Raw genomic sequence first — 15346 nt, 5'->3', positions numbered from 1 at the left:
GCCAACTGGATATTTCACATCGGCCAGTTTGCCGTCAATGTTTTCGGAGCCCAAGAAAGATCTCAGAGGCCGAATGACCCGCAAATATCAATCCGAAACCGATGCTCCAACGGGGTCTCTCAACCGCACCAGCCCCGGATTTGCCACCCGGGCGATCCATCATGGCTACGATCCGGCCGGCTTTTCCAATGCCGTCCAGCCGCCAGTGTTCCTGACGTCAACCTATGGGTTCGAAAGCGTGGCAGCAAACGAGGCCGCCGCCGCTCTTGGTGGACGGCTCTATGCGCGCGAATACAATCCGACGACCGAGATCCTCGAGCAGCGGCTCGCCAATCTGGAAGGAGCCGAGGCGGGGCTGGTTGTTGCCTCGGGGATGGCGGCCTTCGGCACGCTGATCCTGTCGCTCCTGTCCCAAGGCGATGAACTCATCGTCCACAAGACGCTTTATGCGAACACGCTTGCCATGGTCGAACAGGCGGTCCCCCGCTTCGGCATCAAGGTCGTCGCGGTCGATCTGTCCGATCCCCAAAATCTCGATGCCGCGATCACCGAGCGGACGCGGCTGGTTTTCTTCGAGACGCCGGTCAATCCGCTGAGCCGCATCCTCGACATCGCGGCAATTGCCGAGCGCGCTCACGAGCGCGGTGTAAGGGTTGCAGTCGACAGCACCTTCGCCTCGCCCGCGCTCCAGCGACCGCTTGAGCACGGGGCGGACATCGTGCTCCACTCGCTGACCAAGTACATCAATGGTCATGGCGATGCCCTTGGCGGAGCGCTTCTCGGCGACGCGCAAACGCTCCGCACGCTGCATGAAACCGGCCTGCGCTACATCACCGGCGCAGCGCTCTCGCCCATGTCAGCTTTCCTGATCCTGCGCGGTCTGAAGACGCTGACGCTGCGCATGGAACGGCACAGCGCCACGGCCCTTGCGGTGGCTCGGGCGCTGGAAGCGCACCCGGCAGTGGCATTTGTGAGTTATCCCTTCCTCGACTCGCACCCTGATCAGGTGACGGCGCGAAAACAGATGTCCAACGGATCGGGCATGTTGGCCTTTGGCCTCCACGCTGGATACGAAGGAGCGCGCCTGATGATGGACCGGCTCAACCTGATCACTCGCGCCGTCAGCCTCGGCGATGCCGACAGCCTTATCTATCATCCAGCAAGCCTCACCCGTGCTCGGCAGCCGATCCGCAAGGATGCCCATTTGGCCGATGGAGTGGGCGAGGACCTCATGCGTCTCTCGGTGGGTCTTGAAGACGCCGATGACCTCATCGCAGACCTGCGGCGGGGTCTGGACGGCTTATGATGACCTGTCGTGTGGCCACCCTTGCGCTCACGCATGAACCTGGAGCCTTGCCATGGCATTCCTGAGCGGTCTTTCCGCGTTCCCCATTACGCCGACCGATCGTGACGGCCGTGTCGATAGCGTTGGTCTGCGCAAGCTGATTTCTCGGCTTGGCGCCGCTCAGGTCCATTCAATCGGTCTTCTCGGCAGCACCGGCACATACATGTATCTGTCGCGGGAGCAACGGCGGCGGGCGCTCGCCGAGACCTTGGACGAAACCGCAGGGCGAATGCCGGTCGTGGTGGGTATAGGCGCGCTGCGCACCGACGAAGCCGTGAGGCTCGCGCAGGACGCCAAGGCCCTTGGAGCTGCCGCGGGTTTGCTTGCCGCCGCCTCCTACACCCCGCTTACTGATGACGAGGTGTTCGAACATTTCTCCACTGTGCCGCGTGAAAGTGGCCTGCCGATCGTCGTCTACGACAATCCAGGAACGACGCATTTCCATTTCAGTCCACCCCTTGTCAGCCGCCTGGCAAAGGTGGCTGGGATTGTCGCCATCAAGAATCCGACAGACAAAAGCGATGCGATCAAGAACCACCTGACCGCCCAGAGGCGCACACTGCCGGAAGGGTTCTCGATTGGCTACAGCGGCGACTGGAACGCCGCCGAGGCCATGATCGCCGGCGCCGACACATGGTACAGCGTCCTCGCGGGCATCCTGCCCAAGGTCTGCATGACGATCGTCACAGCGGCGCAACAGGGCGATGCGGCCGAAGCGCGACGGATCGATGCCGCGCTGGTCCCGATCTGGAGCCTCTTCAAGGAGTTCTCGAGCCTTCGCGTCGTCTATGCACTCGCTGAATTGCTCGACATTTGCCGCGCCGCCCCCCCGCGTCCCATCCTGCCTCTGCCCCCAGCAGCGAAGCGCCAGATCGCCGCCGCGTTGGAACGCTTGCCATCGGATGCCAGCCGGTGAACAGCAAACCCCGTTCGGCAAGTGAAAGGAAGTGTCATGTATTTACCCGCTCATTTCGAGAACTGATCGAAAACAACGCACTCGGCGTGCTGATAGCCATGGCTGGAGCGGTCTCGACGCCAATCACACCCCCTTCGAACTCGACAATCGACTGCGGAGGTACAGACTGCGCAGGGCACTCCGCCCATGCCGCACCGTTCGCCTTCAAACTAGGAATCGGTGGTTTATCCATTGGAATGGCATCGAGCCGGCGCTTTACTTCCGGCCCGGTGCGCGCATTGAAGCCGGCGCCAATGCCGCCGGCGAACACCAGATTTCCGTCCTCGACATTCGCCAGAGCACGCTTCCCGACCGCCGTAACTGTTGCCGGGTTCGCAGCCGATGACGATGAACTCATCACTCAGCACGCATTTTGTCTCACCCATTCTTGGCGCCGGCCGGATCGATATGGACTGACACGCAGCTTGGAGACGATGCCGTCGAGGCCGAACTGGGAGACTTGCGCGAGAATGTCGCTGCCGCCGCTGATCTCGTCGCTCAGAACGATGCCGTTTGGCGGCGTCTCAGCAGGTTAACTAGCGGTTTGCGCCGATCGACGAGTGGCCGATCGCGAAGACCCTCGCCGTCGATCTTGAGCAGGTCGAAGCCGGCAAGCATGGTCCTGACGTCTCCCGCCGCGGCCAAGAGCCCGCTGAAGACTGGGAATGCGCGACAAGCCTTCTGGTCAACGACGAACGCCTCACCGTCTATTATCGCGTCCGAGGCGCCGAGCTCGGCCACCGCCCGGGACGATAGCCGGAAACCTGAGGGTCCAGTCGTGGAGGTTGCGGGTCGAGGTAGGCCCCCATCGATAGTCGTCCCATTTCATTTCGTGTAGCCAATCAGGGCCCTGCCGGACGCGGCCGACCAGCGGTCGATGTTCGCGACGACCCGAATGTCCAGTCTCGTGTAACCCAGCCTAAAGCGGCCTGTCCGCCCAAAAAATGACATTCAGTTGCCTCCAGCCTTTCGACACGACCCACTTCACGATCTCGTAACTCGCCAACCTAGCGGCTTGTTGCTTGAGCTGCGCGTTCCTAGGGTGTGGTCGGCTAGGCCTCAGCATCAAGAGCTCGGTTGCCAGGCGGGCGGAGGCTCAACGAGATAGCCAGCTCAGGACAAGGAGAGCAAGCAATGGTCGCTTTTACCCTCAATGGCGAGGCGCGAACACTCGACGTCGATCCAGAGATGCCGCTGCTCTGGGCGGTCCGTGACGTCATCGGACTCACGGGAACGAAATTCGGTTGCGGGCTTGCCCAGTGCGGCGCTTGCACGGTTCACGTTAACGGCATGCCGACGCGCTCGTGCCAGACCGCAGTCGGCGACATCGAAGGAGCCTCGATCACCACCATTGAGGGTGTGTCGGGCAAGATAGGCGAAACGGTCCAGGCCGTGTGGGCCGAGTTCGACGTACCTCAATGCGGCTATTGCCAGTCTGGCCAGATCATGTCGGCCGTGGCCCTCCTTACAGAGACGCCTAAGCCGTCGGACGATGATATTGATTCGGCGATGAGCGGCAATCTCTGCCGCTGCGCCACCTATCATCGCATCCGCGCGGCCATCCACGAGACCGCCAACCGGCTGGAGACTTGAGGCATGTCGCAGTTTCTCTCGAAGCATAACTCCGTGCGGCCCACGCGCCGCCGGTTCCTCGTCGGCGCGGGCGTCACCACCGCTGGCCTCGCCGTGGGCTACCGGCTAGTGCTGGCGGCGTCCGACATCGCACAAACGACTACTGCAAAGGTTCAGGCGAACCCCTTCCAGACCTATGTCGAGATCACAAAGGAGAACCGAATCATCATCTACTCCTCGCAGTTCGAGATGGGACAAGGCTCCTATTTCGGCATCGCCACCCTGGTTATGGAAGAGCTCGACGGCGACTGGGCGCAGGTGGACGTGGTCGGCGGATATGGCAATACCGCGCTCTACGGCAATCTCGCCTGGGGCGGGGCCGCACAGGCAACTGGTGGCTCCACGTCGATGAGTTCGTCGTGGGAACGCTACCGCAAGGCGGGTGCTGCCGCACGGGCCTTGCTGGTGGCGGCCGCGGCGCAGCGGTGGGATGTGCCAGCCGGCGAGATCAAAGTCGCTTCCGGGGTCGTGTCGCACGCCTCAGGGATGCAGGCGCGCTACGGTGACCTGGCTGAAGCCGCAGCGGGAATGCCGGTTGCCGACGACGTGCCGCTAAAGCCGCGCGACAAGTGGGCCCAGATCGGATCGGACAGCCTCAAGCGCTACGATTCCGCCGGCAAGACCAACGGCGCGCAGACCTACACGATCGACCTCGTGATGGAGGGACTCCAGACGGCCGTTATGATCCATCCGCCGAAGTTCGGCGCCGAGATCGAGAGCTTCGACGCAACCAAGGCCAAGGCACTCGACGGCATTGTCGATGTCGTCCAGACGCCGCGAGGCATTGCCGTGGTTGGCAGGGACACCTGGACGGCGCTCAAGGGCCGCGACCTCGTGGAGGTGACCTGGAACGAGGAGAAGGCCGAAGGGCGCGGCACGGCCGAGATCATGGCCGAATACAACAAGGCAGCAGACGATCTGGGCGCGGCCACCGCGCGCGACGACGGTAACACTCCCGCAGCGTTCGCCAGTGCTGAGAAAATCATCGAGGGGCACTACGAATTCCCCTATCTTGTCCATGCTTCGATCGAGCCACTCAACGCGGCCGCCCGAATCAACGAAGACGGCACCATCGACGTCTGGGGCGGACACCAGATGCCCGACCTTTATCAGGCGGCTGCCGCTCAGGTAGGCGGCACCAGGCCGGACAAGGTGAGGCTGCACGTGATGAAGACCGGCGGCAGTTTCGGCCGCCGCGCGGTCTTCGATGCAGATGTCATTATCGAAGCTGTTTCCACAGCGCGTGCACTGGGACGCGGCAAGCCAGTGAAGGTGCAGTGGACCCGCGAGAATGACATGCGGGGTGGGCGGTACCGGCCGGCCTATGTGCACGCAGTCAAGGCGGGGCTCGACAAGAAAGGCAATGTCGTCGCTCTCCATGACCACATCGTGGGCCAATCGGTCTTGGTCGGTTCGACCTCTGCGGCGATGATCAAGAACGGCATCGATCCAACCTCCGTAGAGGGCGCCACCAACCTGCCCTATGCGATCCCGAACCTGAAGGTCGAGCTGACCACCACGGACGTGAACATCCCGGTGCTGTGGTGGCGTTCGGTAGGCTCCACCCACACCGCTTACGCGATGGAAACCCTGATCGATGAGCTCGCCGCCGCTGCGAACCGTGATCCGGTCGACTTCCGCTTGTCAATGCTCGGTCACCATCCACGGCATGCCGCCGTGCTTAAAGTGGCTGCTGAGAAGGCAGGCTGGGACAAGCCTCTGCCGGAAGGCCGTTTCCGCGGCGTGGCCCTGCATGAAAGCCTCTCGACCTATGTCGCCGATGTGGTGGAGATCACTCTCAACGATGAAAATGGTTTCAAGGTCGACCGCGTCGTCTGCGCGGTAGATTGCGGCACCGCGATAAATCCTGACCAGATTCGCGCTCAGATGGAGGGCGGTATCGGCTTCGGGCTAGGCGCGATCCTCCAGGAGGAGCTGACCCTGAAGGGCGGTGTCGTAGACCAAGAGAACTACGATACCTATACACCGCTCAGGATCGAGCAGATGCCGCGAGTCGAGGTGCACATTGTGCCGTCCGAGGAGCCGCCCACGGGAGTTGGTGAGCCAGGTGTGCCGCCGATCGGCCCGGCCGTCGCCAACGCGCTACGGGCGGCGACGGGCAAGACTATCCGCAAGCTGCCGATTATAAAGAACATGTCAGGAATGACACCATGAAACAGCCGCGATGAAGATCGCGCCGTTTTCGAACGCCTCCTGACAGGCGCTCATCTCCATGGGTCAAATTCCGGCGGCTGCCCGCTCCAATATCCGGTTTGGAGACGGCACCCCGTGTTCTGAACGACCACAGACGGGCCTTGGCGCCGGTTCCACTGAAGAACCGCTTTCGAGACGCAAATGCGTCCACTCCATGAAGAGCACAACCGTATAGCACCAGGAAGGCTAGCTACCTCCATCGCTTCGGAGACCCAGGAACCCTCAGAAAACCGAACCTCCCGAGCTCAGAGGCGCTCGTGATCACAATCGCGCTGGTGCGTGGATCATTGTTCAAGGGTTTGCCGATAGGCAGGCGAGATGGCCGATCGACATGATCTTCGCCCGATGCCCTACAAACACAATGCCAGCCGCTGTCACGGAGTCACGAAGACGAAGGCAATGAGGGTCGACGCCGATACTCATCGTTTAGTTGACAGAGCGCTTGGAATGCCATGCGCTTCACATCGGAGTAGCCATCCGGGAAGCCTGAAGGGCTTTGAAACGCATGTGCTGCGGCTGTTATTCATAGCGTGGATGACTTTGATCAAAACAATCGATTTCATCACTCTTCCGGAATCGTGCATGGACAAAAAAAGAGCCTCACGCACCAATCACACGCTGCTCTATCGCGTGACGAAAGCTGCCTTAGGAATAATCCAAAGGAGAAAATCTTCGATGCGCACTGACGTGCAGTGGAGGTCGTGCCGAGAAAGTGAGTTGCAACTGGCCGACAATGTCGGGCGGTGCGACCATGGTCGCTTCGGAGAATGAAATCGGGCCAGTTCAAGGAGGCGGTACTGTTATTCGTCGACGGCCGCCCTTCCCAAGAACAGGCGGCATCGCAAGTTGGTTCTGCCGATGAAAACGACAGCGCCGGATACATGTCAGCAGCCGCTCAGGATTGGATGATCCAGCCAAGCTCTCGGCGTGATGGCACCGTAGGTGTCACAGTCGAAACATCTCATTGATCGTTTATGAGGCTTTCTTCGATGCCGCTGATGCCGGACGGGCGGTCGCAGCTGCAGGCGACAACACGGCCTATTTAGTTGGAAACAGTCGAGGTAGGCCAATTTGGCTTCCCGTTACTATTTGGAGAAAGAAATGCTGTGTCTAGGAATCAGCGGCGGACTTGACCAAGTCCATGAAAACCGATTCGAGCGTCCGAACGCCTTTATGCACGATGGCGCCGCGGTGCTCGTCCGAGACGGAAAGGTGATAGCCGCCGTAGAAGAGGAACGCCTCAATCGAATCAAGCACTCGAACAAGTTGCCAAGTGGTTCGATTCAATACTGCCTTTCGACGGCCGGGGTTCAGCTCAGCGACATTGATCGTGTCGCGGTCTACGCCAGCGAGACCTACGCCAACGCCATGCTTGAAGGTATGTCCGCTTCCCAACCGGACATTCTCTCCATTCCGTTGGATGCTAAAATGCTGGTGCAGAAGCTGTTAGCGCGTGAGTTCGACACTAAGTTGGACAGTTCACGTATTTCATTCGTAGGTCATCATCAGGCGCACGCCGTGAGCGCCTTTGCAATGTCGGGCTTCGAACAAAGTCTCATTCTAGCGATTGATGGCTGTGGTGATTTCCTGTCGGGCCTTGTGGCGGTAGGGTCTGGCACAGAAATTACGCAAATCGAGGCTTTCCCGGAGGACAATTCTCTTGGGCTGTTTTATCTCGAGACGATCCGCTGTCTCGGCTACGGCCTGTTCGACGAGTATAAGGTAATGGGACTCGCGCCCTATGGCGACCCCGCTCCCTATCGCGAGCTCTTCGAGCAGTTCTACCAGCTCTCCGCCAACGGTAGCTACCGTGTTCACCTCGACCGCATCGGTCCGGCGTTGCTCCGCAACATCGAGATCAGGCGAAAGGGAATGCCTTTCACCCAGCAGCATCGAGATGTGAGTGCGTCACTGCAGGAAGCGCTTGAGCGGATCGTGTTCCACATTCTCCGGCACCACCGTGAGGCCACCGGCATGAAGCGGTTGTGTCTGGCGGGAGGGGTAGCCCACAACTGCACGATGAACGGCAAGCTGCTGTATTCAGGGCTTTTCGAAGACATCTTCGTGCAACCCGCGTCTCACGACGCTGGCTGCGCATTGGGAGCTGCGCTGATAGTCTCTAACGAGATGGGCCGCCCCGCGCCGCGTGAGCGACTGCAGGAGGTCTATTGGGGTCCTGATCTCGGGAGCGACCGCGCCGTGGAACAGGAACTGAATGCATGGGCCGGACATCTCGAGGTTGAACGCTCTGACGACGTAGCGAGCAGTGCAGCCGACTGGATCGCCAACGGCGCCGTGATCGGCTGGGTGCAGGGTCGTTCGGAGTTTGGGCCACGTGCGCTGGGCAACCGCAGCATTCTTGCCGACCCTCGGCCCGCTGCAAACAAGGACCGGATCAATGCCATGGTCAAGAAGCGCGAAGGCTATAGGCCTTTCGCACCATCTGTGCTGGAAGAGGATGCGAGCGAATTTTTCGACCTCCCGGACGGTAAGCACGAATTTCCATTCATGAATTTCGTCGTTCGCGTGCGTGACTCAAAGCGCGCCTTGTTGGGTGCCATTACGCACGTCGACGGTACGGCTCGGCTGCAAACAGTATCGCGCGATGCCAACCCCGCTTACTGGGAGGTCATCAATGCGTTCAAGAAGCGGACAGGCACTCCAATTCTGCTCAATACGTCCTTTAACAACAATGCTGAACCGATCGTGGATACGGTTGCAGACGCGATTGCCACATTTTTGACGACAGAGCTGGATGGACTTGTGGTCGGGCCCTTCCTGGTAAAAAAACGGGCTGCAACGCTGCAGGATTGGACTGCGCTTGCGATTTCATTGCCTCCCTCAGTCTCCCTCCATCAAACCCGTGCTTACACAGCGCGAGATCATCAGGAGACTGTCTGCGAGATTATTCCGAACCACTTCAGCATTGACAGTGTGCGAATTTCAAACGACCTGTTTAATCTGCTGATGCGGATTGAGGGCGAAGCCGTGTTAAGCGAACACCTCAATATAATTGCGCCGGATCAGGCTGAGCATGAAGCTCTGATGGAGGACCTGCGAAGACTGTGGGAGCAGCGCCTGGTTCGGCTGCATCCCTCCCAAGCTGCTCGGATGGATGATGGGTCCGATCAAACGCTGGACCAGCCTAATAGGCTATCAATGTGATAGAGATGCCGCTCAAGCTCGGCCAATCAATAGTGTTCATCGACCCCGCCTGCGAGCTCACCGCTGTGATTAGGGGGGTCGAGGTCGCCCTGGTCAGTATGCTTAGGAATGCTATTGAATGGGTCGTGTGCTAGCGTTCTCTACTCGATTTTACCTACTCTGACGAGAAGGTCACGTGCCGACAGCAGCACCCGCACGACACAGGTGCCGTGGCTCTTGATGCGAACCTGCTTAAACCATCCGGTCCGTCCGATCTGAGCAAGGCCCGCCGCTCGTGGCGGCCCGATTTGTCCGGCATCATCGAGAGGGCGGCGCTTGACACGATCGGAAGTCCGCGCTTCCTTAACTCGTTCCAGAGCCAGATCGCAAGCGGTCACGGCTCCATGCCGATCCGCTCCGTCTCCGCAGCTCCACAGTCCCGCCCGGATCTCCCAGTCGCGCCCGGGTAGCCATTGCGCTGCAAGGCGGGTCTGATCGCTACGGCGGCGCCGCCACCATCTCCATCAGTCGGTTCGGCGACAAAGCCAATCATCTCCCGTAAGAGAAGTGCTTTCGGGCAAGTTCCGCAGGTTCAAGGAGATCGTTGACGGCGCCGCACTTGGAGCTGCGTCGAGCGCATGGTCGAGCTTGCCGCCCCAAGTACGTGGCTTCGAAACGCGTGCGATTGCGCCTCATTCAAAACCGCTGCGCGGCTGGTCGCCGACATACGAGGGGGCGCAGGCGCCTGAAACGAACCCGTCGGTCACGACGGAGCAATCCTGCCGCCTGACCAGGCGCGTGGAAAAGTATCACAACGGTGACCACAGCGTCGCTTCAGGCCGTCAAAAGCTATTGCCGTGCGTCAAGGCGGGCTAGGTGACCCGTCGGAAGCCGGCACCAGCGGCTTTGTCGGGACAAGACACATGCTATTGGGATTTGGCCGCCGCAGCCGCGAGCATCGCTTCTCCCATCGCAATGGCCCCTTGGGCACGCAGCATTTCACCAGGGTTCTGAATGTCGCGCACCTCTTTGTTCTGGCTGAGTTTTGATTTTCCAACCAGGCCGGTGATCTCGATCTCCAGGGCGACGATTGCCTTGACCATCGTGTCGATGAAGTCCCTCGGCGCGTCGCCCATCTTCCATGGGACCGGCTGCGAGGTTTCTTGCACATGAGTGAGCTTCGCCACGTTGCGGCGCACATACCGCTCATCATCCCGGACAGTGATGCGTCCGTGGGCATGGACGACGAGATAATTCCACGTCGGCACCTGCTTGTGGAATTCATGCTTGCTTGGATACCAGTTCGGCGAGATGTAAGCGTCGGCCGCACGGAAGATTACGAGAACCTCATCGCCATTGGCGACTTCCTCCCAGACTGGATTCTTGCGGGCAACATGGCAATTGAGGACGCCCTTGTCTCCCTTCGAGCGGTCGAGCTCAAAGGGGACGTGGTTCGCGTCGAGGATGCCTTTGCTGTGGGTGACCAGGATACCGAGCGGGTGTCTCTCGATAAGCTCGAACAGGGCGTTCTGATCGGGGACGGCAAAATGGGGCGGAACGTACAACGCTAAATCTCCTGTCGTGAATGGCGGCTGTTAGTGATCGGCGAAATCTTACGGAACGGGCCCCTGAATCTTCGCTGCCGTCGACGAGTGCCCCGGATCTCGGTGTCCACCACGCTCAAGCACCGCCATCGTGAAGTGGGCGGGCACATCAGATGCCGCCGCATATGAGTGCGGTTGGTCAGTGACAAGCCGCGCACTCTCGCCTTCGCTTAAAATTACCACATGGGCACCTACCACAACGCTCAGGGCACCCTGACTGACCGAGATCAGCTCGCGCGTATCCGGACTATGAGCATCCGCGGAAAACACGTCGCCCGGCATCATGACCCAGCTCCACAGTTCGAACATCGTGCGTCCCGAGGTCGACGAATGCAGTTGCGCAGAGCTTCCCTTGGCGCTCGTCCAAAGCCTCCTGGTCTCTGTCCGCTCGATGGGAAGGCGCACCGTGGAAGGGTGCTCGTTCAACAAATCGGCCACCGAGAGCGAAAACGCCGCCGCCAGCCGACACAGTATGCCGATACTGGGGTTCGCCCTACCCTGCTCCAGCGCGACCACAGTTCCCTTCGATAGGCCACTTAGTTTGGCCAGGCGATCCAGGGTCAGGTTTTGGTCACGCCTCAGGTCTCGGATCCGGGCAGCTATCGCTTGCCCAAGCGCCTGCTCGGCATCAAACGCTGTTGTAACATCGGTCATTATATTGACTTGGGTCCTCGGCTCACGTATTGCGGTCAGTATAATGACCGGCGCGAAATTGCAACTGCCCGTTAGGAAGGAACTAACCGATGCGTTTTGAGACGAAGGCGATCCACTGCGGCCGAGGTGTCGACGCGTCCACGGGGGCCGTATCCATGCCGCTGCACACCAGCACGACGTTCGAACGAGGCGCCAACGGGTCATTTCCGTCCGGCTTCGAATACACAAGGGATGGAAATCCGACACGCAATGCGTTCGAGGCGGCCATGGCGACGCTTGAGGGAGGGGAAGACGGCATCGCGTTCGCGTCGGGCATGGCCGCAATCGCTGCAGTGTTTGAGAGCCATCCGTCGGGGGGTCGGATCGTTCTGCCGGATGACATGTATTTCGGCATTCGTTCGCTGATCGAAGAGACCGACATTGGGTCTCGCTTCGACTTTGCCCCCGTCGACATGCGCGATTTGGACGCTTTGCGCGCGGCGGTGACATCGAAGCGGACTGGCCTCGTCTGGGTCGAGACGCCGTCAAACCCGATGATCCGCGTTGTCGACATTGCGGCCATCTGCGCAATCGCGCACGAGGCAGACGCCTTGGCGGTGGTGGACAATACGTGGGCCACCCCAGTGCTTCAACTGCCACTCGAAATCGGGGCAGACGCGGTGATCCACTCGGCGACAAAGTACATTGGCGGCCACTCGGATTTGATGGCCGGTGTCGTCATTGTCCCAAACGCGTCACCCCTCGGTCGCCCATTGCGGATGGTCCAGAAACACAAGGGCAGCGTCGCAGCGCCCTTCGACTGCTGGCTGGCGTTGCGGGGCCTGCAGACATTGCCGGTTCGCATGCGCGCCCATTGCGAAGGCGCCCAGAAAGTGGCCGAGGCCCTGGCGTCTCATCCGCGCGTCGAAAAAGTGCTCTTTCCTGGTTTGCAAACTGATCCGGGACACGATCTTGCTACGCGCCAAATGAGCCATTACGGAGCGATGCTATCCTTTATCGTCGAGGGCGGAGCCGATGCTGCAATGGCCGTGGCCGGCCGCCTGAAGATTGTTGTCCGGGCGACAAGCCTTGGCGGGACGCATTCTCTGATAGAGCATCGCGCATCCGTTGAAGGTGCGAAGTCCAAAGCGCCAGCCGGATTGCTGCGAATTTCTGTAGGGCTTGAACATCCTCAGGACATTATCGATGACCTGATGCAGGCCCTAGGCGAAACCTGCAAAGCGGGAGTCCAATGACGATGGCGACGCTTTACGTGGCGGCTGGCGCAGCCGACCATCGGTAGAACAATGTTCCTGCTGAGTAGAACGCAGGTCCTCTGGCGAACCGCTACCGCCGTGTCGCGGGCGTGTGGTCGCCTGGGTGATGAACGTCTTCGGGTTTCCGGACGATGGCCACGCCCTCGACCGGAAGCGCAAATACCCAGATTTGCCGTTGACCTACTGCTGCTGGACCTCGTCGGAGATCGCGGTCAACAGATGAGATGGATGTGCTGGCACTACGGCAGTTTGACAAGCCGGCCATCGGGGCGCTAGCACCGTCCCGAGCCAAGAGTCGCAGGGCAGAACTGACCGCACCCAGCGGGCTGCGGGACCCATCAGCTAACGGCCCGGTTGGTACCACGCGCATCAGCACCGTGGATGCCACATTGTCCTTGTTGCGAGCGCGATCTCGGACCTTCGTTGTGGCTGTGCAGAGAGCGCACCGCTGCAGAATGAGCGGAAGAACGACATCCAGGGGAGGTGAGAAGTGATGCTGCGTCAAGATCCTCCGCGCTTTGCGGCAAACACACTGATCCCTCTTCACAACCCAGTCTTTCGTTCTATCTGGACAGCCACGCAAATATCCAGCCTTGGCTGGCTGGTGCAGAGCGTGGCTATAAGCTGGCTCATGGCCACGATTTCAGCCTCCGATCTAATGGTTGCGCTCGTGCAGGCTGCATCGACACTGCCCGCGTTCTTCTTGTCGGTCCTTGCTGGAGCCATTGCAGACAGCTTCAGCCGCCGCGGCGTGATGCTTGCCGGACACTGCCTTATCGCACTGGCATCCACGGCGCTGGCACTCTCTGTGGGACTGGGCTTTGTTAGTCCATGGCTGATCCTGGGACTGAGTTTCTTGGCCGGATGCGGCTTTGCCTTGAACGATCCAGCTTGGCACGCCTCGGTAGGCGATATCCTGGAGAAGCGCGACATACCCGCCGCAGTGACGCTGATGTCGGTGGGGTACAACGTGGTTCGGAGCATAGGACCGGCGCTGGGCGGTGTAATCTTAGCTTTGCTGGGCCCCCTTACGGCTTTCGCCCTCGCTGCGCTCAGTGACCTGGTCCCGTTGAGCGCTGTTCTGCGCTCAAAGTGGCAAGTTCGCTCTTCGCCTCTTCCGCGCGAGCGGATGGCTACGGCCATTCATGATGGGATGCGATTCACGGCAATATCCTCAGAGATCAGAGTGGCGATCGTGCGTGCAACCCTGTTCGGGCTGTCAAGCATCTCGATCCTTGCTCTGCTCCCCCTCCTGGTTCGCGACCAGCTGGCGGGAGGGCCAATTGTGTACGGCGTGCTATTGGCTGGCTTCGGCACAGGCGCCTTCATAGCCGGCATTGGCAGCAGCTACTTGAGACGCATTACGTCCCAGAACCGATTGATCACGCTCGCATCCGTTGCTTGCGCAACGTGCTGCCTTTTGATGGCCCTCACATCGTCGGTGGCTGTGGCGGCGATCGCGCTTGCAATCGGTGGCGCTGGCTGGGTCGTCACCTGGACCGGAACCGACGTGTGTGTGCAGTTGGCAAGCCCAAGGTGGGTCGTTGGTCGCACCCTGTCCATCTATTACGCCCTTACCTACGGCGGCATGGCAGCGGGCAGCTGGATCTGGGGTGCTGTCGCGCAGTACTATTCGCTGACGTGGGCTTTGGAAGGTGCTGCAGCGGCACTGTTGCTGGCCGCGGCTGTGGGAAAGCTATTGCCGGTGCGGCTATGGGAGGAATCGGATCAAGCGGCCGTCGACTTCAGGCCACCAGAACTGGCCCTCCCTTTGAGGCCCAGGAGCGGTCCGATCGTGGTCAAGGTGGAGTACTCGATACTCGAAGAGAGTATCGATGAATTTCTGAGCTGCATGCGCGAAAGGCGGCGCGTTCAGAGCCGCGCCGGTGCGCGGGACTGGACCCTCCAGCGCGACCTTCAGAAGTCGACGCTTTGGACCGAGACATTCCGCACGCCGACATGGACGGACTATCTTCGTCTAAACCATCGGCTAACGGTGAATGACAGGGAGGTAGGCGAGCGCGTTGCCGCTCTGCACTTGGGTGATTCTCCGCCTCGCATCTCACTTTCAATCGAGCGGTCGACAAGCCCCGCCCCCGGCAGCCAAGTCCAGCCTGTGCCTTTTGTATCGCGCCCTTAGGAACCAAGACTTGTCTGGCTTGGACGCAGACGAGCTACTCCTCCTTTTGTCGAGTCTGCCCGGATTGCAAATCGTTCCGGCCGGTTAGGCGAGCATGAGACTTCGCGTGGCAATTGTGTCCATCACGGGTTCCATGTTCAGCCCGACCGCCTCTGCCGCCAGATCAGGTCGCCTGTCCTCTGCATAGCGGCGAGCAACGAAGTGCAAGGGGGCGGAGGGGTCTCCCCCGTCTGCTCAGCGGGCAGAGGAGGAATCCGCAAGGCGGCTTGCTGGGGCGCGGGGCTCCTGCGCGACAAGCAGGTTTTCCCCCGGCCTGATCCGACTCGACCCCACATGCTGCAATGACCGTGCGGCACGGCGCGATTGATCGGGTCTCATGCCCAAAGCTGCCTTGGTGCCCAG

10 protein-coding genes are annotated in these 15346 nt (G+C 60.4%); 7 read left to right on the top strand and 3 right to left on the bottom strand.

What is annotated here, in order from left to right:
• Window positions 1–73 precede the first annotated feature (73 nt).
• Entirely contained in the window at window positions 74–1306 is a 1233-nt protein-coding gene (locus tag NKJ88_RS23360; RefSeq protein ID WP_023692489.1) for a trans-sulfuration enzyme family protein, read from the top strand.
• Window positions 1307–1358: 52 nt separating this feature from the next.
• A complete protein-coding gene (locus NKJ88_RS23355; RefSeq protein ID WP_352445699.1) occupies window positions 1359–2261 on the top strand; it encodes a dihydrodipicolinate synthase family protein in 903 nt (300 codons plus the stop codon).
• Window positions 2262–2295: 34 nt separating this feature from the next.
• Here NKJ88_RS23355 and NKJ88_RS23350 read toward each other — a convergent pair whose 3' ends face one another.
• Complete coding sequence (locus NKJ88_RS23350; RefSeq protein ID WP_352445697.1) at window positions 2296–2658, bottom strand: hypothetical protein; 363 nt, start codon at window positions 2656–2658, stop codon at window positions 2296–2298.
• A 776-nt stretch (window positions 2659–3434) separates the two neighbouring features.
• On the opposite strand from NKJ88_RS23350, the gene NKJ88_RS23345 reads away from it, so the two are divergent.
• The 3 genes from NKJ88_RS23345 (at window position 3435) to NKJ88_RS23335 (ending at window position 9311) form a co-directional block, all read left to right on the top strand.
• Complete coding sequence (locus NKJ88_RS23345; protein WP_023708041.1) at window positions 3435–3893, top strand: (2Fe-2S)-binding protein; 459 nt, start codon at window positions 3435–3437, stop codon at window positions 3891–3893.
• 3 nt (window positions 3894–3896) lie between these two features.
• Window positions 3897–6107 (top strand): xanthine dehydrogenase family protein molybdopterin-binding subunit, encoded by a 2211-nt coding sequence (locus NKJ88_RS23340; protein WP_352445695.1) that lies wholly within the window; start codon window positions 3897–3899, stop codon window positions 6105–6107.
• Window positions 6108–7247: 1140 nt separating this feature from the next.
• Window positions 7248–9311, top strand: a complete 2064-nt coding sequence (locus NKJ88_RS23335) for a carbamoyltransferase family protein (protein ID WP_352445751.1) — start codon at window positions 7248–7250, stop codon at window positions 9309–9311.
• A 905-nt stretch (window positions 9312–10216) separates the two neighbouring features.
• Here the strand turns inward: NKJ88_RS23335 and NKJ88_RS23330 are convergent.
• Together NKJ88_RS23330 and NKJ88_RS23325 are read right to left on the bottom strand one after the other, a co-directional pair.
• Window positions 10217–10855 (bottom strand): FMN-binding negative transcriptional regulator, encoded by a 639-nt coding sequence (locus NKJ88_RS23330; protein WP_352445693.1) that lies wholly within the window; start codon window positions 10853–10855, stop codon window positions 10217–10219.
• Between the two features lie 48 nt (window positions 10856–10903).
• Entirely contained in the window at window positions 10904–11548 is a 645-nt protein-coding gene (locus NKJ88_RS23325) for a helix-turn-helix domain-containing protein (RefSeq protein ID WP_023808115.1), read from the bottom strand.
• A gap of 89 nt (window positions 11549–11637) precedes the next feature.
• Between NKJ88_RS23325 and NKJ88_RS23320 the strand changes: the two genes are divergently transcribed.
• Window positions 11638–12783: a trans-sulfuration enzyme family protein gene (locus NKJ88_RS23320; protein WP_023808114.1), complete on the top strand. Its 1146-nt coding sequence runs from the start codon at window positions 11638–11640 to the stop codon at window positions 12781–12783.
• 514 nt (window positions 12784–13297) lie between these two features.
• Complete coding sequence (locus NKJ88_RS23315; RefSeq protein ID WP_352445691.1) at window positions 13298–14944, top strand: MFS transporter; 1647 nt, start codon at window positions 13298–13300, stop codon at window positions 14942–14944.
• Window positions 14945–15346: the final 402 nt, after the last annotated feature.

The sequence above is a fragment of the Mesorhizobium sp. M0016 genome, from assembly GCF_040324035.1.
GTDB lineage: Bacteria > Pseudomonadota > Alphaproteobacteria > Rhizobiales > Rhizobiaceae > Mesorhizobium.
This window is presented reverse-complemented; position numbering and strand designations above follow the sequence as displayed.